Source organism: Brenneria sp. g21c3 (genome assembly GCF_040240345.1).
Lineage (GTDB): Bacteria > Pseudomonadota > Gammaproteobacteria > Enterobacterales > Enterobacteriaceae > Brenneria.
The window spans coordinates 121285-142887 of sequence record NZ_JBEIAB010000002.1; the positions used below are offsets into that span (position 1 = coordinate 121285).

The window sequence follows — 21603 nt, forward strand, 5'->3', positions numbered from 1 at the left end:
GGGATTGTTATCCTGAATGTTCATTCCGTTAATGTAAGAGGGTATGCCATGTCGATTCAGGTTTTACCACCGCAATTGGCTAACCAGATCGCCGCCGGCGAAGTGGTGGAGCGGCCGGCCTCGGTCGTAAAAGAGTTGGTGGAAAATAGTCTGGATGCTGGCGCGACCCGTATTGATATTGACATAGAGCGCGGCGGCGCCAAATTGATTCGCATCCGGGACAACGGCGTCGGCATCAGCAAGGATGAGCTGACGCTGGCGCTGGCGCGCCATGCGACCAGTAAAATTTCGACGCTCGACGATCTGGAAGCCATTGTCAGTATGGGCTTCCGCGGGGAAGCGCTGGCCAGTATCAGCTCGGTTTCCCGACTGACGCTGACCTCCCGCACCGCACAGCAGTCCGAAGCGTGGCAAGCCTATGCCGAGGGGCGGGATATGGCGGTTACGGTCAAGCCCGCCGCCCATCCTGTCGGCACCACGCTGGAAGTGCTTGATCTGTTTTACAATACGCCCGCCCGGCGTAAATTCATGCGCACGGAAAAAACCGAATTCACCCATATTGACGAGGTGGTGCGGCGCATTGCGCTGGCGCGTTTTGATATCGCCATTACGTTGCATCACAACGGCAAGCTGATCCGGCAATATCGACCGGCGACCGAGCCTTCTCAGCATGAACGTCGGTTGGGCAGCATTTGCGGCAGCGCGTTTTTACAGCATGCGCTGGCGGTGTCGTGGCAGCATGACGATCTGACGATTCACGGCTGGGTGGCCGATCCTTCCGGGGCGAAGCAGTTGCCCGAAATGCAATATTGTTACGTTAACCAACGTATGATGCGCGATCGCTTGATCAATCATGCGATTCGCCAGGCTTATCAGGATCAGCTTAAAGACGATCAGCAGCCCGCCTATGTCCTCTATCTGGAGATCGATCCGCATCAGGTTGATGTGAATGTGCATCCGGCCAAGCATGAAGTCCGCTTTCATCAGGCGCGTCTGGTGCATGATTTTATTTATCAGGCGGTCATGGCTGTATTGCAGCAGGTGTCCGCGCCGGGGTTGGCGCTGCTGGAGCCGGGAAGCGAACAGCCGATACAGTGGCAGCAGGAAAACCGTACGGCGGCCGGAGAAAACCATTTTGCCCGGCCGGCCGCGCCTGCGGCGGCGAAAAGCGGCGGGCAAGGCTCAGGCAATGCTCGCGAGACGCAGCATCCGGGCTATCCGGCCGGCCCAACCTATCAGAAAAAACAGGGCGAGCTGTACCGCAAACTGCTGCAACCGAACGAGGTAGCGGAAGACGCCGCCCGGCCGCCGGCGGCGGAAACGGAGGTTATCCCTTCGCCGTCGGCGCCTGTCGCTACGCAAGGCGCCGACGCGGCGAAATCCGCCGCTATCGCGGAATCGCCGCTGGAGAGCAATGTAAGCGGCTTCGGCCGGGTGTTGACCGTCTATCCGCCCTGTTATGCCCTGCTGGAGTACCGCAAAGGGCTGGCGTTGCTTTCATTACCCGTCGCGGAGCGTTATCTGAAGCAGGTGCAGCTGACGCCGCCTGAAAGCGGATTGCGTCCGCAGCCGCTGCTGATTCCCCAGCGCCTGACGCTGAGTAAATCCGAACTCTCTGTATTGGCAAGATTTCAGCCGTTACTGGCGCTTTTTGGCGTCGATATTCATGTCGAGTCACAGCGTGCAACGTTACGAGCGGTACCTTTACCATTGCGCCAACAAAATTTACAAAACTTGATCTCTGAACTGGTAGGCTATCTGGCCGATCGTGAAACGGTAGAGCCGAACATTTTGGCCGCATGGATGGCCGCCCGCCTGAGCAGCGAACAGCAAAGCTGGAGTCATGCTCAGGCGATACAACTATTAACGGATGTAGAGCGCCTTTGCCCGCAACTGGCAACGGCGCCGCCGATTGAACTTTTATATAAGATGGATATCAATATTGCCATCAAGGCTCTGAAGCATGAGTGATTTTGCAAAGACGCCGCATCCGCCCGCGATTTTTATCATGGGGCCGACGGCGTCGGGGAAAACAGCGCTGGCAATGGCGTTACGTCGATATTTGCCGGTGGAGTTGATTAGCGTCGACTCCGCCCTTATTTATAAGGGCATGGATATCGGCACCGCCAAGCCGAGCGCGGATGAACTGGCCGAGGCGCCGCATCGTCTGATCGATATTCTCGACCCGGCGCAAGCCTATTCGGCGGCCGATTTCCGGCGGGATGCCTTGCGGGAAATGGCGGATATCAGCGCCGCCGGACGGATCCCCCTGCTGGTGGGGGGAACGATGCTGTATTTTAAAGCCCTGCTTGAAGGACTGTCGCCCCTGCCGTCCGCCGATGCGGCGGTTCGCCAGCGTATTGAAGCGCAGGCGCAAGAAATCGGCTGGGAAGCGATGCATCGACAGTTGTGCGAGATCGATCCGGTGGCCGCGACTCGGATTCATCCAAATGATCCGCAGAGACTCTCGCGGGCACTGGAAGTTTTTTTCGTTTCAGGTAACACTTTAACTGAACTGACAAAAACGACTGGAGAGGCGTTGCCTTATAACGTTCATCAGTTTGCTATTGCTCCGGCAACACGCGAATTGCTGCATCAGCGTATTGAGCTGCGTTTCCATCAGATGTTAACGGCGGGTTTTGAGGCGGAAGCGCGGGTTCTTTTTGCCCGACATGATTTGCATAAGGACTTGCCTTCCATTCGTTGTGTCGGTTATCGCCAGATGTGGTCATATTTATCGGGCGAAATTGATTACGATGAGATGGTTTATCGGGGAATTTGTGCGACACGTCAGTTGGCCAAGCGGCAAATGACCTGGTTACGCGGTTGGGACGACGTCTGTTGGCTGGACAGTGAAAAGCCGCAGGCGGCGTTGGACAAGGTAATACAGGTTGTTAGTGCATAGGTTGGGTGATTGTGTACAATTGGTGAGTCTCAGCGCATAAATTTTTTACATCGTTATTTTAGGACCCTAGGGGTTCTTTGTTACAAACAACATACAAATAAGGAAAATATAGAATGGCTAAGGGGCAATCTTTGCAAGATCCGTTCCTGAACGCATTGCGTCGCGAACGTGTTCCGGTTTCGATTTATTTGGTGAATGGTATTAAGCTGCAAGGCCAGATTGAATCTTTCGATCAGTTTGTCATTTTGTTAAAAAATACGGTTAGCCAGATGGTGTATAAGCACGCCATTTCTACAGTTGTTCCATCTCGTCCGGTGTCTCATCACAGTAATAATCCAGGCACCAGCAACTATCATGGTAGCAATCCGGCTGGGCAGCAACAGCCGCAGGAAAGTGATGACGCTGAATAAGGCGTATTGTCAATTCACCAAGGCGGGGGGGAAGAAACCATTATACCTATCCCTCGCCCTGGTGTTTTTTGATCGTTTGAGAGGTTACTCGCTTGTTTGACCGTTATGAAGCCGGTGAACGGGCCATACTTGTTCATATTTACTTCTCGCAAGATAAAGATACAGAAGATCTGCTGGAGTTTGAGTCTCTGGTCTCTTCTGCCGGAATTGAATCGTTGCAGGTAATTACCGGCAGCCGTAAGGCACCTCATCCCAAGTATTTTGTTGGCGAAGGCAAAGCCGAAGAAATTGCTCAGGCGGTAAAAGATACCGACGCTTTTGTGGTGCTGTTTGATCACGCGCTGACGCCTGCCCAGGAACGTAATCTGGAGCGTTTGTGCGAATGCCGCGTGATTGACCGCACCGGGCTGATTCTGGATATTTTCGCTCAGCGCGCGCGTACCCACGAAGGTAAGTTGCAGGTAGAGCTGGCGCAATTGCGTCACCTTGCCACCCGGTTGGTTCGCGGCTGGACTCACCTTGAGCGGCAAAAAGGGGGCATCGGTTTGCGCGGCCCGGGGGAAACCCAGCTTGAAACCGACCGTCGTTTGCTGCGTAATCGCATCAGCCAGATTTTATCCCGCCTTGAACGGGTGGAGAAACAGCGCGAACAGGGGCGCCGGTCGCGCGTTCGCGCGGATGTGCCGACGGTTTCCCTGGTGGGGTATACCAATGCCGGGAAATCCACGCTGTTTAACAAGATAACGTCGGCGGACGTGTATGCCGCCGATCAACTATTTGCCACATTGGATCCAACATTGCGCCGGATTGAGGTTGCTGATGTCGGTGATACGGTGTTGGCGGATACCGTAGGTTTTATCCGGCAGTTACCGCACGATTTGGTGGCTGCGTTTAAGGCTACATTACAGGAAACGCGTCAGGCTTCTCTGTTGTTGCATGTTGTGGACGCCGCCGATCCTCGTCTCGACGAGAATATCGACGCGGTAGACGCCGTGTTGGCGGAAATCGAAGCCGACGAAGTTCCCGTGCTGTTGGTAATGAACAAAATCGATATGCTGGAAGGTTTCGCGCCGCGTATCGATCGCAACGAAGAAAATTTACCGGTCAGAGTTTGGGTTTCTGCACAAACCGGTGAAGGCATTCCGTTGCTATTTCAAGCGCTGACTGAACGGCTATCCGGGGAAATCGCCCAATACGCATTGAGCCTTCCCCCTCAGGCCGGACGGTTGCGCAGCCGTTTCTACCAGCTTCAGGCAATAGAAAAAGAATGGATTGAAGATGACGGACATATCGGTTTGGTGATTCGTATGCCGATTGCCGATTGGCGTCGTCTCTGTAAACAAGAGCAGGAACTGACGGACTATATTGTCTGACCGGCAAATTGTCTAAACGGCGAAATAGTCTGATGGACTCTGGGATATTGAACCTGAAGAACACCTATCATAAAGAATGGAGCTAAAACATGGCGTGGAATCAGCCCGGTAATAACGGACAGGACCGCGACCCGTGGGGGAGCAGCAATAACAATAGCGGCAACTCTGGCGGAAATAATAATAAAGGTGGCCGAGATCAGGGGCCACCAGATTTGGACGATATCTTCCGGAAACTGAGTAAAAAACTCAGCGATCTGGGGGGCGGAAAAGGCTCTGGTTCCAGCAGCGGCGGAACTTCCGGCGGTTCCGGTCTGGGCGGCCGGGTTGTCGGTATTGTCGCGGTTGCGGCCGTCGTCATCTGGGCCGCCAGCGGTTTCTATACCATCAAAGAAGCGGAACGCGGCGTGGTGACGCGCTTTGGCAAGTTCAGCCATCAGGTTGAGCCCGGCCTGAACTGGAAACCGACGTTTATCGACTCCGTCAGAGCCGTGAACGTGGAATCCGTGCGCGAACTGGCGACCTCCGGCGTGATGCTGACCTCGGACGAGAACGTGGTGCGCGTCGAAATGAACGTCCAGTATCGCGTAACGGAACCGGAACGTTATCTGTTCAGCGTGACCAATGCGGATGACAGCCTGCGTCAGGCGACGGACAGCGCTCTGCGCGGCGTGATCGGTAAATACACCATGGATAAGATCCTGACCGAGGGTCGAACCATCGTGCGTACCGATACGCAGCGCGTGCTGGAAGAAACGGTACGGCCGTACAACATGGGCATCACCCTGCTGGACGTCAACTTCCAGGCGGCGCGTCCGCCGGAAGAGGTGAAGGCGGCGTTTGACGACGCCATTGCCGCCCGTGAAAACGAGCAGCAATACATTCGTGAAGCGGAAGCCTACGCCAACGAGGTTCAGCCGCGCGCCAACGGTCAGGCGCAGCGTATTTTGGAAGAGGCTCGCGCTTATAAAACCCGTACCGTTCTGGAGGCGCAGGGTGAAGTGGCCCGTTTCGCCAGAGTCTTGCCGGAATATAAAGCCGCGCCTGAGATTACGCGCGAGCGTCTGTATATCGAGACGATGGAGCGCGTTCTCAGCCATACCCGCAAGGTGCTGGTTAACGACAAAGGCGGCAACCTGATGGTACTGCCGTTGGATCAGATGCTGCGCGGCGGTTCCTCCGGCGGCGGCGAGAATACGTCAGGCGCCGGCAGCGCCAATCCGCTGCGTTTGCCCGCCACGTCCGGCAATAGCGGCGCGAGCAGCGGCCAGACGCGCAGCAGCAACAATGGAAATATCATGGATCAGCGCAGAGCCAATGCGCAACGTGATGACCTCACTCGAGTAGGGAGAGAATAATCGATGCGTAAACCCTTACTAATTATCCTGATCCTGGTACTGATGGTGGTCTATGCGTCACTGTTCGTGGTGCAGGAAGGCCAGCGCGGCATCGTGATGCGCTTCGGCAAAGTATTGCGCGATGATGAAAACAAACCGCTGATTTATGCGCCGGGATTGCAGTTTAAAATTCCGTTCATTGATTCAGTGAAGATGCTGGATGCGCGTATCCAGACCATGGAGAATCAGGCTGACCGCTTTATCACCAAAGAGCAGAAAGACCTGATCATTGATTCCTATATCAAATGGCGCATCAGCGATTTCAGTCGTTATTATCTGGCGACCGGCGGCGGCGATGTTTCTCAGGCGGAAGTGCTGTTGAAACGTAAATTCAGCGACCGTTTGCGTTCAGAGATCGGCCGTCTGGATTTAAAAGGCATCGTTACCGATTCGCGTGGTCAGTTGATGACCGACGTGCGTGAGGCGTTGAACACCGGCACCGGCGAGACAACCGAAGCGGATAACGCCATTGCTTCAGCCGCGGCGCGTGTTGAGCAGGAAACCACCGGCACTCAACCCCATATCAACCCGAACAGTATGGCGGCGTTGGGGATTGAAGTGATTGACGTGCGGATTAAGCAGATTAACCTGCCGACCGAAGTGTCCGACGCCATCTACCAGCGTATGCGCGCAGAGCGTGAAGCGGTAGCGCGTCGTCACCGTTCGCAAGGCCAGGAAGAGGCTGAGAAGTTAAAGGCGACGGCGGACTACGAGGTGACCCGTACGCTGGCGGAAGCCGAGCGTCAGGGGCGTATTTCCCGTGGTGAAGGCGATGCGGAAGCCGCGAAACTGTTTGCCCAGGCCTTCAGCGAAGATCCTGATTTCTACTCCTTCATTCGTAGCCTGCGCGCCTATGAAAGCAGCTTCAGCTCTAATCAGGACGTGATGGTGCTGAGTCCGGACAGTGATTTCTTCCGCTATATGAAATCGCCGGAAACGACGCTTCGCCGTTAATGTTTCCGCGATGACTTGCTTAAAGCCCGTGAATACGGGCTTTTTTTCGTGTCGCTGCAAGCGACGTTGAAAATCTGACAGGCAATTTGGAGTGTTTATGAATGCAACCGTTTGGATGGCTTTGGGATTGGTATTGATTATCGAAGGGCTGGGTCCCTTGCTGTTTCCCCGCATCTGGCGGCGTATGATTTTGGCGATGGCGCAGTTGCCGGATAATACATTACGGCGTTTCGGCGGTGGAATAGTGGTTGCCGGATGCGTTGTCTACTATATGTTGCGTAGCCGCATGGGCGGCTAGTCTTTATCTTAAAAATGTGCGCAAACCGGCGCTAAAAAGTACTGAAAGCGAGCAAATGAGATGTTAGAATCTTTTTTTAAGCAACCTGGTGATTCTTGAGATGGGTAAGAACGTCGTCGTACTGGGCACCCAATGGGGTGACGAAGGTAAAGGCAAGGTCGTTGACCTGCTGACTGAACGGGCTAAATATGTTGTGCGCTACCAAGGTGGCCACAATGCGGGCCATACTCTGGTTATTAACGGTGAAAAAACCGTTCTTCATTTAATTCCCTCGGGTATTCTGCGTGAGAATGTCATCAGCATCATCGGTAACGGTGTGGTGCTGGCGCCTGATGCCTTGATGAAGGAAATGACGGATCTTGAAGCGCGCGGCGTCCCGGTACGCGAACGTCTGCTGTTGTCTGAAGCTTGTCCGCTGATTCTTCCTTATCATGTCGCATTGGACAACGCGCGCGAAAAAGCGCGCGGCGCCAAGGCAATCGGCACGACGGGGCGCGGCATCGGTCCGGCCTACGAGGATAAGGTGGCTCGTCGCGGGCTGCGTGTCGGCGATCTGTTCGATAAACAGGCGTTTGCCGTTAAGTTGAAAGAGATCGTTGAATACCATAATTTCCAACTGGTTAACTATTACAAAGTCGAAGCGGTTGACTACCAGAAAGTGCTGGACGAGGTATTGGCGATCGCCGATATCCTGACCGGTATGGTGGTCGACGTATCCGATCTGCTGTATAAAGCCCATCAGCGCGGCGAGTTCGTCATGTTTGAAGGCGCTCAGGGTACGCTGCTGGACATCGACCACGGTACCTATCCGTATGTGACCTCTTCGAACACCACCGCAGGCGGCGTGGCGACAGGTTCCGGTCTGGGACCCCGCTATGTCGATTACGTTCTGGGTATTGTCAAAGCTTACTCCACGCGCGTCGGCGCGGGTCCGTTCCCGACCGAGCTGTTTGATGATGTCGGCGACTACCTTACCGAGAAAGGCAATGAATTCGGCGCGACTACCGGTCGTCGTCGTCGTACCGGCTGGCTGGATGCCGTCGCGGTTCGCCGTGCGGTTCAGATCAACTCCCTGTCTGGTTTCTGCATGACTAAACTGGATGTGCTGGACGGTCTGAAAGAAGTCAAACTCTGCGTCGGCTACCGCATGCCAGATGGCCGCGAAGTGGATACCACGCCGCTGGCCGCCGATGGCTGGGAAGGTATTGAGCCGATTTATGAAACCCTGCCCGGCTGGTCTGAAAGCACCTTCGGCGTGAAAGATCACAGTAAATTGCCGCAGGCGGCGCTGAACTACATTAAGCGTGTGGAAGAAGTGACCGGCGTGCCGGTAGATATTATTTCTACCGGTCCGGATCGCGACGAAACGATGATCCTGCGCGATCCGTTTGACGCCTGATTAGTTGACGAAGGACGGGTTGACCCGTCCTTTTTGCTGCCCCTCTATTTATCCGCCGTAAGTTCCGCCATCGCCTTTTTATTCAATGCATCCAGCAGCTTATTATGGATATTACTGAACCCGCCGTTACTCATCACCAATATGTGATCGCCCGGTAGCGCGGCTTTTGCGATCATATCAACCAGCGTATCGATGTCGGCGCTACAGTGCGCAGGCTGCACGCAGGATTCGGCCACTTCGGCCACCTGCCAGGGAATATGCTGGGGCTGAAATAGAAACACTTCATCGGCGCGACCGAGCGCCGGAGCAAGTTCGTTTTTACATACGCCCATCTTCATGGTGTTGGAACGTGGTTCAAGCACCGCCAGAATGCGGGCCGTTCCTCCGACCTTGCCGCGTAGCGCGGCCAATGTCGCCAGTATCGCCGTAGGATGATGGGCGAAATCATCATATACATTCACGCCATGCGCCGTACCGCGTAGCTCAAGCCGACGGCGGGCATTAACGAAACCGCCCAATGCGCGGCAGGCATCGGCAGGCAGTACGCCAACGTGGTGCGCCGCGGCAATCGCCATCAGTCCGTTATGCATATTGTGTTCGCCTACCAGGCTCCAGTGTACTTCGCCAACCACTTCGCCATTCAGGTAAACCTGATATTCGCTGGCGTCCGTCGAGACTTTTTTCGCGTGCCAGACGCCGTCTTCGCCGACCAGTTCTTGCTGGCTCCAACATCCCATCGCCATCGTCTGCTTGAGATGAATATCATTGGCGGGCAGGATGATTTTCCCGCTGCCGGGAACCAAACGCACCAGGTGATGGAACTGTTTTTGAATAGCTTTCAGGTCATCAAAGATGTCGGCATGATCGAATTCAAGATTGTTGAGAATCAGCGTGCGCGGGCAATAGTGGACGAATTTTGAACGCTTATCGAAAAAGGCGCAGTCATATTCATCTGCTTCAATCACCATAAACGGGCTGTCGCCTAAACGCGCCGAGACGGTAAAGTTGCCCGGCACGCCGCCAATCACGAATCCCGGCTGATACCCGCAATCTTCCAGGATCCAGGCGACCATGCCCGCCGTCGTGGTTTTGCCGTGGGTGCCGGCTACCGCGATGACCCAGCGATCGCGCAACACATAATCATGCAGCCATTGCGGGCCGGAAGTATAAGCTAACCCTTGTTCCAGAATGGCTTCAACGCAAGGATTGCCGCGCGTCATCGCATTGCCCACGATAACCAGATCGGGCGCGGGATCGAGTTGAGCCGGGTCGTACCCTTGCATCAGCGTGATTCCCTGTTCTTCCAGTAAGGTACTCATGGGTGGGTAAACGTTTGCATCGGAGCCGGTAACCTCATGCCCCAGCGAGCGGGCCAACAGCGCCAGGCCGCCCATAAAGGTGCCGCAGATGCCTAAAATGTGAATACGCATACAGTTTCCATCTATACAGTGAGTCTGCGCACATTCTAACCCCATGAAACCGTCATAAGAAATGGATTTGACTAGGTACTCACTTTCTCTTTGGGCTACACTGCAATCGAATACGCTGGCGGTTTTTAAATGAAACCGCTTTTCATCCGTAGACTCTGGAATAGTGTTATGAAAACGTTAGGCGAATTTATCGTCGAAAAACAGCACGATTTCTCTCATGCCACCGGTGAGCTTACCGCGCTGCTCTCTGCGATCAAACTGGGTGCTAAAATTATCCATCGTGATATTAACAAGGCGGGCCTGGTTGATATTTTGGGTACCAGCGGCATTTCCAATATTCAGGGCGAAGTACAGATGAAGCTTGATCTGTATGCCAATGAAAAGTTGAAAGCCGCGTTAAAAGCGCGGGGCGAAGTCGCCGGGATAGCCTCTGAAGAAGAGGATGAAATAGTTATTTTTGACGGCGAGCGGGCTGAAAACGCCAAATATGTGGTGTTGATGGATCCGCTGGACGGCTCTTCCAACATTGATGTAAACGTATCCGTCGGTACGATATTCTCTATTTACCGCCGCATCACGCCCTTGGGGGTTCCGGTAACCGAGGATGATTTCCTGCAACCGGGCAACAAGCAGGTTGCCGCCGGCTATATCGTTTATGGCTCCTCCACCATGCTGGTGTATACCACCGGACACGGCGTGCATGCTTTTACCTACGATCCCTCCCTCGGCGTGTTCTGCCTGTCTCATGAAAAGGTTCACTTCCCGGAAAAAGGGAATATGTACTCCATCAACGAAGGGAATTACATTAAATTTCCTCTGGGGGTGAAGAAATACATCAAATACTGTCAGGAACAGGACGAAGCGACGCTGCGCCCCTATACCTCGCGCTATATTGGTTCACTGGTTGCGGATTTTCACCGTAACCTGTTGAAAGGCGGTATTTATCTCTATCCAAGCACCGCCAGTTATCCGCAAGGCAAACTGCGTCTGTTGTACGAATGCAACCCGATGGCGTTTCTGGCGGAGCAGGCGGGGGGGAAAGCCAGCGACGGTGAACGCCGTATTCTGGATATCATTCCGGATAAGTTGCACCAGCGTTCGCCTTTTTTTGTGGGAACGGAGTCGATGGTCAATGACGTTGAGCGCTTTATCCGCGAATACCCGGATGAGTAAGCGCTAATTTGGCGGCTTGAATCATACGGCAGCGCGCCTCGCAGACGGAGGCGCGCTGATTATCCGCATTCCCTCACTGATTTTGTCCTTCAAACCAGCTTTCCAGAATAATCACGGCGGATGCCGCGTCGACGCTGCCTTTATCCAGCGCTCGAAATCCGCCGTGCTCAAACAGATCGGCCCGGGCTTCCACCGTGCTCAGACGTTCGTCATGCAGCGCGATTTGCACGCCAAAGCGGCCGTGCAGACGGTTGGCGAATTTCCGCGCTCTGGCGGTGAGCGGCTGTTCCGTTCCATCCATGTTTAGCGGCAGTCCCACCACGACCAGCGCCGGTTGCCACTCGGACAGCACTTTTTCTACTTTTTGCCAGTCAGGTATTCCCTCTTGCGCCTTGAACGACGTCAGCGGACGCGCCGTCCGGGTTATTTCCTGGCCGATAGCGACGCCAATGCTTTTGGTGCCGAAATCAAAGGCAAGAATGGTGCGGCTTGCCATCAGGCGTGACCTGCTTCAGTGGCGATATTATGGATATCCACGCCCAGTTTTTTGGCCGCCGCCCGCCAGCGTTCGGCAATCGGCGTATGAAACAGAATCTCTTTATCCGCCGGCGAAGTCAGCCAGGCATTGTCCAGCAGCTCGTTTTCAAGCTGGCCTTCTTCCCAGGCGGAATAGCCCAGCGCCACCAGCATGTTTTCCGGTTGATTCGCGGTGCCCAACGTCTCCAGTACGTCTTTCGAGGTGGTGATCATGGTGTCCTCGGAAATACTGATGCTGGAGCCAAAACCGTCGCAAGGGGTATGCAGGATAAACCCACGATCGTCGGCCAGCGGTCCGCCGGAAAAAACCGGTTTGTCCAGGCTGATTGCGGGATCGCGCGGCGTTGGGTTTATCTTTAGCTTCTTCAGCACGTTCTCCACGGTAAACTGCTCCATGGGTTTGTTGATGATCAACCCCATGGCGCCGTCTTCATTATGTTCGCAGATATAGACCACCGAACGCTTAAATACCGGATCCTGAAGTGCTGGCATGGCGATGAGAAAGTGATGCTGTAAATTCATTTGTGCTATCGATCTTTGTCGGCGTTTGATGATCGGCTCGTCAACACAGTACGAGCCGGGCGTTCATGCATTCCGGCTGAAGATATCGCCAGGAACGCATTAGCTGTTACGCGCAGCCAGACGTTTTTTAATCGCATCCATAAGCATGCCGGTGATGGAGATATCCGGATAGGCCGCTTCAATCTCACGTACGCAGGTCGGGCTGGTAACGTTAATTTCAGTCAGACGATCGCCGATGATATCCAGACCCACAAAGATCAGGCCTTTCTGCTTCAAGGTGGGGGCGATTTCATTGGCGATCTGCCAGTCGCTGTCGCTTAGCGGACGGGCTTCTCCTCGTCCTCCCGCCGCCAGATTGCCGCGCGTTTCGCCGCTTTTGGGAATACGGGCCAGGCAGTAAGGAACGGGTTCTCCGTCAACGACCAACACGCGTTTATCGCCTTCTTTAATCGCCGGCAGATAGTTTTGCGCCATGCAGTAACGGCTGGCATGTTCGGTCAATGTTTCAATGATAACGGAGACGTTGGCGTCATCCTGTTTCAGACGGAAAATAGAGGTTCCCCCCATGCCGTCCAGCGGCTTCAGGATGACATCGCCATGCTTCTGATGGAACTGACGCAGCTTATCCGCGCTCCGGGTGACCAGGGTATCCGGCGTCAGATGCGCGAACCAGGCGGTGAAGAGTTTTTCGTTGCAATCACGCAGGCTCTGCGGTTTATTGACGATCAGCGTGCCTTTCTCTTCCGCGCGTTCCAGGATGTAGGTGGCGTAAATGAATTCCGTATCGAACGGCGGATCCTTACGCATCAAAATGACATCCAGCTCTTCCAGCGCGATATCCTGTTCGCCGGAGAAATCATACCAGCCATCATAGTCGTACTGTACGTTCAGACGACGGGTGGTGGCGCGGGCCACGCCGGCATGCAGATAGAGATCGTTCATCTCCATGTAATGCAATTCCCAGCCACGACGCTGTGCTTCCAGCAGCATGGCGAAACTGGTGTCTTTCTTGATATTGATGGCGTCAATCGGATCCATCACGATACCGAGTTTGATCATTATTTTCTCCTTTACCCCAGATCGCCGAAACGTACCTGCAAGGCGGTAATTGCGGTGAGCGCTGTGGTTTCTGTACGCAATACGCGCGGCCCCAGGAGGATGTCGGTAAATCCGTACTCCGAGGTCATCGAAATTTCATTGGAGGATAGACCTCCTTCCGGGCCGATCAACAATCGAACCCGCTTTACCGGCAGCGGCAAGGTATTAATGCTTTGCGTGGCGCGTGGGTGCAGATTGAGTTTTAATGCTGAATCCTGCTCGGCGCACCAGCTTTCCAGCGTTATCGCCGGGCGTACTTCCGGCAGACGGTTACGGCCGCACTGTTCGCAGGCGGCTATCGCGATCTTCTGCCATTGACCGATCTTCTTTTCCAGCCGATCGGCGTCTAATTTTACACCACAGCGTTCAGAAAACAGGGGAGTGATGATATTCACGCCCAGCTCAATGGACTTCTGAATGGTGAACTCCATTTTTTCGCCGCGGGACATGACCTGTCCCAGGTGCAGATGCAACGGCGATTCTTTATCTTCCAACTTACCTTCTGTAACGCGGACCCGCACACTTTTTTTACCTGACTGAACAATTTCGGCGGCAAAGATGTAATTGCTGCCGTCGAATAATTGCAACGGCTGGCCGCTGCTCATGCGCAGAACACGCCCAACGTGGTTGGCCGCCTCTTCACTCAGTTCAACTTCGCCGCCCGCGAGCGGCAGCGTCTCGGGATGAAAAATGCGCGGTATTCGCATACTGATGTTCCGACCTTAATCATGTAGTAATCTGAACTGGACCTGTTGTGTCCAATAAAGGCAAACCACCGTCGGTCAGACGGTGGTTTTACGGACGGTCATTCCTTCGTCTTGCAGGTTACCGGCCTTGCAACCTGAAATCTGTCGGGCATGACGATACACGCTATAGTAGGTAGACTGACTATTGCTGGCAAGCCTGTTGAACGTAAGGGTTATGATTCCCTTGTTTTGCGGCAATGCGCTGGTCGCGAGTACATTCCCATGGCGTGACCGGAAATTGTTTATCCCAGGCTTCGAACAGTTGGGTTTGCTGTCTGGATAGCCGGAGATGGTAGCGATCCCGCATGTAAAAATAGGTGCGGGCGATGGGGCCGCGGGCGCGGGCCGGCGGCTCCGCCGCTTTGTTTTTAAAGTCGATCTTCATTTCACACTGGCCGTATTCGGACTTGCCGCCGTTCCATTGGCCATACATGAAATTACCGCGATCGCCGTTGATCTCGCCGATGGCGGGTTGCAGGTTATGTAGGTCGGTTTCCATTTCACGGTATACCGGATCTCTGCTGCAATTCTTTCTGCCGCCGTTTTGCCAGCACTGGCGCTGATGACCGAACTGCCAGGCGGGGACGACATGTTCCCATTCAATACGGCTGGCGCGCTGCTCGCTTTTTCTTACCTGATAGCCGCAGGAGGCGAGATCGGGAATGCCTTTTTTCCCCTGCCATTTGATTTCACAACCGCAATAAAACGTGCCGGGCGCTCCCTGATTGACCTGTACCGCGGCGGCTTTTGCCTGAGTAAAGTTATTGATGTTTTGACTAAAGGCGGCGGCGGAAAACAGACCAAACCCGACCGATGCGATAGCGAGTGTTTTGCGTAGCATATTCCAAAATACCCCATGGGCAATAAATCAGGCAGACTACCGGATGTGACTTCGGCAGGCAAATGCAAAAGCTGGTTTTTTAAGCTGATAATTTTCTTTTAAATAGAATTTGTTACGACGAAACGTAATGTTCCACCGCAATGGCGGCAACGATATTCTGTTTCGCCGCGCAGCACGCGGTTATGACGCCGCACGGTTAACTGATGCTGTCGACAACCACACTGATAGGGGAAAGTTTTGCCCTGCACGGATTTCACCTCGAAGCGGTGCGTGCGCCGGGCCGGCGTCTGCAATACGCTCTCCATCATCCACCGCCACTCATTGCCATGCGGCGCGACTTTGCCAAAGCGGGCAAAAACCAGCAGATGAGCTAATTCGTGCGGGACGACTTCATCAATAAAAGTTTGCTGGTTTTCCTGCAAGAGAACAGGATTGAGGCGGATTTCCCACTGTTGTAGCCAGGCTGTGCCGGCCGTCGACCCGCGCTGCTGATAGCTAACGACAGGCTCGGGGTAGTCGCTGTTCAAGGCCAGATTGGCTTGCCGGAGTTTTTCTCGCAGGCAACGCATGACCGCCTGATGGTAGGCAATGGGAATTCTCGGTGTATTCATACGAAGAAGGATAAAACGGGGCGGGGCGCAGCGCAATAACCCCTCTTGCGTCTCCCCCTTGCCAGGGGGAGACGCGATGCGGTATTACCGTTACAAACCGGCGGCTTCACGCAACAGCGCGGCTTTATCGGTTTTTTCCCACGGGAAGTGTTCGCGGCCGAAGTGGCCGTAAGCCGCGGTTTCCTGATAGATCGGGTGCAGCAGATCCAGCATCTGGATTAAGCCGTAAGGGCGCAGATCGAAGAACTCGCGCGCCAGCAGGATCAGTTTTTCGGTCGGGACTTTTTCCGTGCCGAAGGTTTCGATCATGATGGAGGTCGGTTCCGCGACGCCGATAGCGTAAGAAACCTGGATCTCGCAGCGATCCGCCAGACCGGCGGCAACGATGTTTTTCGCCACATAGCGAGCCGCGTAAGCGGCGGAACGGTCCACTTTCGATGGATCCTTACCGGAGAATGCCCCACCGCCGTGACGAGCGGCGCCGCCGTAGGTATCGACAATAATTTTACGGCCGGTCAGACCGCAGTCGCCCATCGGGCCGCCGATAACGAAACGTCCGGTTGGGTTGATGAAGAATTTCGTGTTGGCGGAAAGCCATTCAGCAGGCAGCACCGGCTTGATGATCTCTTCCATCACGGCTTCATGCAGATCTTTCTGCGCAATATCTTCCGAGTGCTGAGTCGACAGAACCACCGCATCGATACCGGCGATTTTTCCATCGTCATACAGGAAAGTCACCTGGCTTTTCGCATCGGGACGCAGCCATGACAGGGTGCCATTTTTACGTACTTCAGATTGACGCTGGACCAGACGATGCGCGTAAGTGATCGGCGCCGGCATCAGAACGTCTGTTTCGTTGGTGGCGTAACCGAACATCAAGCCCTGATCGCCTGCGCCTTGCTCCAGCGGATCGCTGCGGTCGACGCCCTGGTTGATATCGGGGGATTGCTTCCCGATGGCGCTCAATACGGCGCAGGAATTGGCATCAAAACCCATTTCGGAATTAACGTAACCAATGTCGCGCACAGTACGGCGTGTGACTTCTTCGATATCTACCCAGGCGCTGGTCGTGATTTCACCACCGACTAACACCATACCGGTTTTTACGTAAGTCTCACAGGCGACGCGCGCCTTAGGATCTTGCTCCAGAATAGCGTCAAGGACGGCATCGGAGATCTGGTCCGCAATTTTATCCGGGTGTCCCTCAGAGACAGACTCGGACGTAAAAAGGTGTTTAGCCATGAGTTTCTTTACCTTCAAATCAAAGCCGTTAAGCAATTTACCCGTTAATCAGTTTGGATGGATTAACATCTGGACGTCTATTCTAGGTCACGTTTTGTTCTCATTACCAGCAGTTTTTGGTTTTAACCGATCATCGTTTTTTGTTATCGGTCATTTTTTCTTACCGAGTAGCCGTCGACGGCGATATTTTCATTTTGCTTTTCCCGCATCATGTCGGTATAAACGGCAAGCGGTTTGTTCGCCGTGATAAAGGTATATTGACCGTTCCGTTGATGGTTTAACCGTATGCCCCGCGGCGTGCGTGGAGGTGATAGGATTAATGATCCGTTGTTTACTGAGTGTGTTGCGTTCACAACGCCTTTCTTTTGACGCCATAGCGTCATGCGCTCACCCCTTCTCTTTGTTTGCTCGAAGTTGCCTGTCTTTGAATTCGACGCAGGATTCCAGGGCCGGTTAGTCTGCCGCTGTTCCCTGAGCCGGAGGCGAACGCTGCTCTGCCGGTAATGATTTTTCCTGTTCTTTCCACCATGAGTTTTCACTGACCCGTACCACGGAGTCTGACAACGTGTTTTACACTAATAAGAGTAATACAACGGCGGCATACTGTATTCAGTCTGGTTTTTCACTGGCGATGCGGCGTGTTGCGAGCATTATGCTGGTTGTTTATTTAGGCGCTGAGACGATCAGCCGTACAAAAAAAGAAGAGGTTCGTTATGTCTGACGACATGATTCATCAGGGCTCGTCAGCGACGGGTAAATATGAAAATTTGCGCTCCATGCAGGAGGTTGCCATGAATGACCAGAATGCCAGCGAAATGCTTCGTACTTATAATATTGCCTGGTGGGGTAATAATTATTACGACGTTAATGAGTTAGGGCATATCAGCGTTTGTCCGGATCCCGATGTGCCGGAAGCGCGCGTCGATCTGGCCAAGTTGGTCAAAGAGTTGCAGGAAGAAAGGCACCAACGCCTGCCGGCGCTGTTTTGTTTCCCACAGATTCTTCAGCACCGTTTGCGATCCATTAATGCGGCGTTTAAACGGGCGCGCGAATCCTTTGGTTATCAGGGCGATTACTTTCTGGTTTACCCCATCAAGGTCAACCAACATCGCCGCGTCATTGAGTCGTTGGTTAATTCCGGCGAGCCAATGGGACTGGAGGCCGGATCCAAGGCGGAATTAATGGCGGTGCTGGGCCACGCCGGCATGACGCGCACGGTGATAGTCTGCAACGGTTATAAAGATCGCGAGTATATTCGTCTGGCGTTGGTCGGCGAAAAGCTGGGACACAAGGTTTATCTGGTCATTGAGAAAATGTCCGAGATTAAGCTGGTGCTGGAAGAGGCTGAGCGTCTGAACGTGGTGCCGCGTCTCGGCGTGCGCGCCCGTTTGGCTTCCCAGGGATCCGGCAAATGGCAGTCCAGCGGCGGCGAAAAATCCAAATTCGGTTTGGCGGCGGCGCAGGTGTTGCAATTAGTTGAAATGCTGCGTGACGCAGGCCGGCTGGAAAGTCTGCAACTGCTGCATTTCCATCTCGGCTCCCAGTTGGCGAACATCCGCGATATCGCCACCGGGGTGCGTGAGTCCGCCCGTTTCTACGTTGAGCTGCATAAACTGGGCGTCAACATTCAGTGCTTCGACGTCGGCGGCGGTTTAGGGGTGGATTATGAAGGAACGCGTTCCCAGTCGGACTGTTCGGTCAACTACGGTCTGAATGAATACGCCAATAATGTGATTTGGGGTATTGGCGACGCCTGCAACGAATATGGGTTGCCGCACCCGACGGTGATCACCGAATCGGGCCGGGCGGTGACTGCGCATCATACCGTATTGGTTTCCAATATTATCGGGGTGGAGCGTAACGAGTTCAGCGAACCTTCGGCGCCGGAAGAGGATGCGCCGCGCGCGTTGGAAAGCCTGTGGTCAACCTGGCAGGAAATCAAGCAGCCGGGAAACCGTCGCTCGCTGCGAGAATGGCTGCACGACAGCCAGATGGATCTGCATGATGTGCATACTCAATATACGCACGGCATGCTGGATTTAACCCAACGGGCGAAAGCGGAGCAGCTTTATCTGAGTATCTGTCAGAAAATTCAGCAGCAGCTGGATCCCAGCAACCGTGCTCACCGACCGATTATTGACGAATTGCAGGAGCGTATGGCCGATAAGCTGTACGTCAACTTCTCGTTGTTCCAGTCGATGCCGGATGCATGGGGAATCGATCAACTTTTCCCGGTGATGCCGCTGGAAGGGCTGGATAAACAACCCGAACGCCGTGCCGTCTTGCTGGATATTACCTGTGACTCAGACGGGTCTATCGACCATTACATCGATGGGGATGGTATCGCGACCACGATGCCGATGCCGCCGTATGATGCCGAAAATCCGCCGTTACTGGGTTTTTTCATGGTAGGCGCTTATCAGGAAATTCTGGGGAATATGCATAATCTGTTTGGCGATACGGCGACCGTCGACGTATTCGTTTTCCAGGACGGCACCATCGAGATCGATGAATCGGATGAAGGGAATACCGTTGCGGATATGCTGGAGTATGTTCAGCTCGATCCCGAAGTTTTGCTGGCGCGTTTCCGCGATCAGGTAAAAGGTACCGACCTGGATGCGGCGCTCCAGGCGCAATTCCTGGAAGAGTTTGAAAATGGTCTTTATGGGTACACCTATTTAGAGGACGAGTGACGTTTTAATCGCTCAAGGCAGATTGCGGAAGGATGTGCCGGCGCACATCCTTTTTTTTAGCATTAAGCCAGGGAATCCATGGCGTCGATATTTTTTATCGATGCGGATGGATAAGCCGCATCGCCGGGAAGACCATCCCTGAAGAGAATTTTGGCGATGAGTATTAATGAGTTTTTGTCCTGAACGCCATATTTATTCAATAATCTTGATTTGCTGTTCAATACGGATTTTTTATTCAGGCCGACGATGGCCGAGATTGACTCCACGCTGTAGCCCGCAATCCAATATTGAAAAACGGCATACTCTGATTTGGATAGTCTGACCGGCATGAGTGAATGCCGGCTATGCTGTGGGATAACGTCCAGCAACTGATAAAAGGCCGCTATCGGCGAGGATTTGGAAATAAGCAGCGTCTTTTCATCGATACATACCGGCGGGTGAAGGGGGGAGGCGTTGATGATCACGAAGGCGGCCGCCATAGGGTAAAAAAACGTTCTTACTGATTCGTAATATTCCTCAAACCCTTCGCTACTGCCGTCGATGATAAAGATACAGGTTGTTCTTCCCTGGGAAAGCGTAAACCGGCTGGAGGGTCTCACATATAGCGCAGGAATGCTGGCCAGGACTTCTCGTAAGCCCACGGTGGTAAAATGACATTTGCTGAAAATTCTCACATCCATGATTATTAACACATCAACGTTTGTTTTTTAAAAGGAGACAACCCAACAAGGGTTGCTGACGCCGCAAATACTACTCAACCGTTAAGAAAGTATTAAATGGGTGTGGTTTCAAATGGATATCTTGAAAAAATAAAAAGTGGAGAAGTATTTATTCTATATTTTTATGTTTATTTCAGGGGGAATTCAATGCCCGTAGGGGCGCTATTATGCTTGATTTGTAAACGTATTGCCATCTTTAAAATATATGAATTTCGCCCGCGTCGAAGAGAAAGATAATAAAGTCATATTATTTTAGACTATCATTTTTTATTCTTCGATTGGTTAACGCTATTACCGGTGGGGCGCTATCGAGGCCGCTAGCGAATGAGAAAGGCGACATTATTTAACAATAAATCGGCGAGGGCGGACAGTGTTGGCAACGGCACCTGGCGATACCAGGTGCCGGATGGGTATCAAATGTCTAAACGATTATTTGCCCGCGGCAATACGCTCACGGATATGTTTGGCGCGCCCCTCTGATGACGGATGCGAATCAAACATGCTGCTCTCATGTCCTGCATCCAGCTTGGCCAGTTTCTCAAAGCTGGTTGCCAGACCTTCGGTTTTGATGCCGCGTTTTTTCAGCAGATCAAACGAGTAGTCATCGGCCTGCGACTCTTGCGACTGGGAGAACTGCGCATTAACCAGTTTTTCACCCAGATCGGCAAGTTGGGACTGTGATAACGAAGCCGCCACGCCGCCCGCGGAAGCCGCGGCGGAACGGGCTGCGGTCGCGGCGTAAGCCACCTGCATGGCTTTGCGGGTGTGACCCAGCGCGACATGGCCCATTTCATGGCCCAGAACGCCCTCGATCTCATTGTCCGTCATCATGTCCATCAAACCGCTGTAAACGCGGATACAACCGTTTGCCATCGCCCAGGCGTTGACATCTTTGGTCAGATAAACCTTATAGTTGGCCGGCGTACCGTTAATATCGTGGCCCAATGCGTTCGAAATTTTATTCAGACGTTTTGTGTATACGCTATTAGCCGGAGCTATTTGAGCTTCTTTATCCATCTGCTCACAGGATTGGTTACTTAGCGTTTTTACCTGTTCGTCACTGAGTGTGGCCGCCTGGAAAGCCTGGGTGCCGGATTGTATCAGTGCGCTGGAGTCAAGATTCTGGCAGCCGCTGAGTAAAGCGGCGATACTGAGTGCCAGCAGAGGCAAAGAAATTCGAGATGTCATAAACATATTCCCTAAGATAGTGAGGTATAAAAATAAAAGCGTTGGCAACATAACCGAAAACATGATCGGG

At 53.5% G+C, this 21603-nt stretch carries 21 protein-coding genes; 10 read left to right on the forward strand and 11 right to left on the reverse strand.

All coding sequences use genetic code 11. The annotated features are described in order from the left end of the window. Window positions 1-48 precede the first annotated feature (48 nt). The 8 genes from mutL (at window position 49) to ABRZ28_RS03335 (ending at window position 8733) form a co-directional block, all read left to right on the forward strand. Entirely contained in the window at window positions 49-1971 is a 1923-nt protein-coding gene (gene mutL, locus ABRZ28_RS03300) for a DNA mismatch repair endonuclease MutL (RefSeq protein WP_330519494.1), read from the forward strand. Then, window positions 1964-2905, forward strand: coding sequence for a tRNA (adenosine(37)-N6)-dimethylallyltransferase MiaA (miaA, locus tag ABRZ28_RS03305; RefSeq protein WP_330519495.1), 942 nt, complete (start codon window positions 1964-1966; stop codon window positions 2903-2905). Before mutL ends, miaA begins: the two co-directional genes overlap by 8 nt. 113 nt (window positions 2906-3018) lie before the next feature. Further along, on the forward strand, window positions 3019-3315 hold the full coding sequence (hfq, locus tag ABRZ28_RS03310) for an RNA chaperone Hfq (RefSeq protein ID WP_048637380.1): 297 nt from the start codon (window positions 3019-3021) through the stop codon (window positions 3313-3315). A 92-nt stretch (window positions 3316-3407) separates the two neighbouring features. Next, entirely contained in the window at window positions 3408-4688 is a 1281-nt protein-coding gene (gene hflX, locus ABRZ28_RS03315; protein WP_319604741.1) for a ribosome rescue GTPase HflX, read from the forward strand. A gap of 89 nt (window positions 4689-4777) precedes the next feature. Next, window positions 4778-6043: an FtsH protease activity modulator HflK gene (gene hflK / locus ABRZ28_RS03320; RefSeq protein ID WP_319604740.1), complete on the forward strand. Its 1266-nt coding sequence runs from the start codon at window positions 4778-4780 to the stop codon at window positions 6041-6043. Between the two features lie 3 nt (window positions 6044-6046). Further along, on the forward strand, window positions 6047-7036 hold the full coding sequence (gene hflC / locus ABRZ28_RS03325; protein ID WP_319604739.1) for a protease modulator HflC: 990 nt from the start codon (window positions 6047-6049) through the stop codon (window positions 7034-7036). A gap of 97 nt (window positions 7037-7133) precedes the next feature. Continuing rightward, on the forward strand, window positions 7134-7334 hold the full coding sequence (locus tag ABRZ28_RS03330) for a DUF2065 domain-containing protein (RefSeq protein WP_009111325.1): 201 nt from the start codon (window positions 7134-7136) through the stop codon (window positions 7332-7334). Window positions 7335-7434: 100 nt separating this feature from the next. Further along, a complete protein-coding gene (locus ABRZ28_RS03335) occupies window positions 7435-8733 on the forward strand; it encodes an adenylosuccinate synthase (RefSeq protein WP_319604738.1) in 1299 nt (432 codons plus the stop codon). Window positions 8734-8777: 44 nt separating this feature from the next. Here ABRZ28_RS03335 and mpl read toward each other — a convergent pair whose 3' ends face one another. Continuing rightward, on the reverse strand, window positions 8778-10163 hold the full coding sequence (mpl, locus tag ABRZ28_RS03340; protein WP_330519496.1) for a UDP-N-acetylmuramate:L-alanyl-gamma-D-glutamyl-meso-diaminopimelate ligase: 1386 nt from the start codon (window positions 10161-10163) through the stop codon (window positions 8778-8780). Between the two features lie 168 nt (window positions 10164-10331). Between mpl and fbp the strand changes: the two genes are divergently transcribed. Then, window positions 10332-11336, forward strand: coding sequence for a class 1 fructose-bisphosphatase (gene fbp / locus ABRZ28_RS03345; protein ID WP_319604736.1), 1005 nt, complete (start codon window positions 10332-10334; stop codon window positions 11334-11336). 73 nt (window positions 11337-11409) lie between these two features. Here the strand turns inward: fbp and ruvX are convergent, their stop codons facing one another. The 8 genes from ruvX to ABRZ28_RS03385 form a co-directional block, all read right to left on the reverse strand. Further along, window positions 11410-11832, reverse strand: a complete 423-nt coding sequence (ruvX, locus tag ABRZ28_RS03350; RefSeq protein ID WP_319604735.1) for a Holliday junction resolvase RuvX — start codon at window positions 11830-11832, stop codon at window positions 11410-11412. After that, complete coding sequence (locus tag ABRZ28_RS03355; RefSeq protein ID WP_319604734.1) at window positions 11832-12395, reverse strand: YqgE/AlgH family protein; 564 nt, start codon at window positions 12393-12395, stop codon at window positions 11832-11834. Before ABRZ28_RS03355 ends, ruvX begins: the two co-directional genes overlap by 1 nt. A 99-nt stretch (window positions 12396-12494) precedes the next feature. Then, the gene (gshB, locus tag ABRZ28_RS03360; RefSeq protein WP_319604733.1) at window positions 12495-13454 is read right to left on the reverse strand and encodes a glutathione synthase; all 960 of its coding nucleotides are present in this window, start codon (window positions 13452-13454) and stop codon (window positions 12495-12497) included. Between the two features lie 11 nt (window positions 13455-13465). Next, on the reverse strand, window positions 13466-14200 hold the full coding sequence (rsmE, locus tag ABRZ28_RS03365; protein WP_319604732.1) for a 16S rRNA (uracil(1498)-N(3))-methyltransferase: 735 nt from the start codon (window positions 14198-14200) through the stop codon (window positions 13466-13468). 181 nt (window positions 14201-14381) lie between these two features. After that, the gene (gene endA / locus ABRZ28_RS03370) at window positions 14382-15080 is read right to left on the reverse strand and encodes a deoxyribonuclease I (RefSeq protein WP_330519497.1); all 699 of its coding nucleotides are present in this window, start codon (window positions 15078-15080) and stop codon (window positions 14382-14384) included. Between the two features lie 98 nt (window positions 15081-15178). After that, window positions 15179-15691: a SprT family zinc-dependent metalloprotease gene (locus ABRZ28_RS03375; RefSeq protein ID WP_319604730.1), complete on the reverse strand. Its 513-nt coding sequence runs from the start codon at window positions 15689-15691 to the stop codon at window positions 15179-15181. A 90-nt stretch (window positions 15692-15781) separates the two neighbouring features. Next, window positions 15782-16933 (reverse strand): methionine adenosyltransferase, encoded by a 1152-nt coding sequence (gene metK / locus ABRZ28_RS03380; RefSeq protein ID WP_319604729.1) that lies wholly within the window; start codon window positions 16931-16933, stop codon window positions 15782-15784. Window positions 16934-17076: 143 nt separating this feature from the next. After that, the gene (locus ABRZ28_RS03385; RefSeq protein WP_319604728.1) at window positions 17077-17316 is read right to left on the reverse strand and encodes a hypothetical protein; all 240 of its coding nucleotides are present in this window, start codon (window positions 17314-17316) and stop codon (window positions 17077-17079) included. Window positions 17317-17646: 330 nt separating this feature from the next. Between ABRZ28_RS03385 and speA the strand changes: the two genes are divergently transcribed. Continuing rightward, window positions 17647-19626, forward strand: a complete 1980-nt coding sequence (gene speA, locus ABRZ28_RS03390) for a biosynthetic arginine decarboxylase (RefSeq protein ID WP_330519498.1) — start codon at window positions 17647-17649, stop codon at window positions 19624-19626. A 62-nt stretch (window positions 19627-19688) separates the two neighbouring features. Here speA and ABRZ28_RS03395 read toward each other — a convergent pair whose 3' ends face one another. Both ABRZ28_RS03395 and loiP read right to left on the reverse strand, forming a co-directional pair. Continuing rightward, window positions 19689-20306 carry a LuxR C-terminal-related transcriptional regulator gene (locus tag ABRZ28_RS03395; protein WP_319604726.1) on the reverse strand — a complete coding sequence of 206 codons (618 nt, stop codon included), beginning with the start codon at window positions 20304-20306 and terminating at the stop codon, window positions 19689-19691. 468 nt (window positions 20307-20774) lie between these two features. Then, entirely contained in the window at window positions 20775-21533 is a 759-nt protein-coding gene (gene loiP / locus ABRZ28_RS03400) for a metalloprotease LoiP (protein WP_319604725.1), read from the reverse strand. Window positions 21534-21603 lie beyond the last annotated feature (70 nt).

Bases quoted from the DNA above. Each gene is read 5' to 3' on its own strand.
- hflC (WP_319604739.1), top strand. From the start codon at position 6,047: ATGCGTAAACCCTTACTAATTATCCTGATCCTGGTACTGATGGTGGTC.
- metK (WP_319604729.1), bottom strand. From the start codon at position 16,933: ATGGCTAAACACCTTTTTACGTCCGAGTCTGTCTCTGAGGGACACCCG.
- ABRZ28_RS03395 (WP_319604726.1), bottom strand. From the start codon at position 20,306: ATGGATGTGAGAATTTTCAGCAAATGTCATTTTACCACCGTGGGCTTA.
- ABRZ28_RS03355 (WP_319604734.1), bottom strand. From the start codon at position 12,395: ATGAATTTACAGCATCACTTTCTCATCGCCATGCCAGCACTTCAGGAT.
- mpl (WP_330519496.1), bottom strand. From the start codon at position 10,163: ATGCGTATTCACATTTTAGGCATCTGCGGCACCTTTATGGGCGGCCTG.
- ABRZ28_RS03330 (WP_009111325.1), top strand. From the start codon at position 7,134: ATGAATGCAACCGTTTGGATGGCTTTGGGATTGGTATTGATTATCGAA.
- mutL (WP_330519494.1), top strand. From the start codon at position 49: ATGTCGATTCAGGTTTTACCACCGCAATTGGCTAACCAGATCGCCGCC.
- ruvX (WP_319604735.1), bottom strand. From the start codon at position 11,832: ATGGCAAGCCGCACCATTCTTGCCTTTGATTTCGGCACCAAAAGCATT.
- speA (WP_330519498.1), top strand. From the start codon at position 17,647: ATGTCTGACGACATGATTCATCAGGGCTCGTCAGCGACGGGTAAATAT.
- ABRZ28_RS03385 (WP_319604728.1), bottom strand. From the start codon at position 17,316: ATGACGCTATGGCGTCAAAAGAAAGGCGTTGTGAACGCAACACACTCA.
- miaA (WP_330519495.1), top strand. From the start codon at position 1,964: ATGAGTGATTTTGCAAAGACGCCGCATCCGCCCGCGATTTTTATCATG.
- ABRZ28_RS03335 (WP_319604738.1), top strand. From the start codon at position 7,435: ATGGGTAAGAACGTCGTCGTACTGGGCACCCAATGGGGTGACGAAGGT.
- ABRZ28_RS03375 (WP_319604730.1), bottom strand. From the start codon at position 15,691: ATGAATACACCGAGAATTCCCATTGCCTACCATCAGGCGGTCATGCGT.
- hflK (WP_319604740.1), top strand. From the start codon at position 4,778: ATGGCGTGGAATCAGCCCGGTAATAACGGACAGGACCGCGACCCGTGG.
- gshB (WP_319604733.1), bottom strand. From the start codon at position 13,454: ATGATCAAACTCGGTATCGTGATGGATCCGATTGACGCCATCAATATC.
- endA (WP_330519497.1), bottom strand. From the start codon at position 15,080: ATGCTACGCAAAACACTCGCTATCGCATCGGTCGGGTTTGGTCTGTTT.
- rsmE (WP_319604732.1), bottom strand. From the start codon at position 14,200: ATGCGAATACCGCGCATTTTTCATCCCGAGACGCTGCCGCTCGCGGGC.
- loiP (WP_319604725.1), bottom strand. From the start codon at position 21,533: ATGACATCTCGAATTTCTTTGCCTCTGCTGGCACTCAGTATCGCCGCT.
- hfq (WP_048637380.1), top strand. From the start codon at position 3,019: ATGGCTAAGGGGCAATCTTTGCAAGATCCGTTCCTGAACGCATTGCGT.
- fbp (WP_319604736.1), top strand. From the start codon at position 10,332: ATGAAAACGTTAGGCGAATTTATCGTCGAAAAACAGCACGATTTCTCT.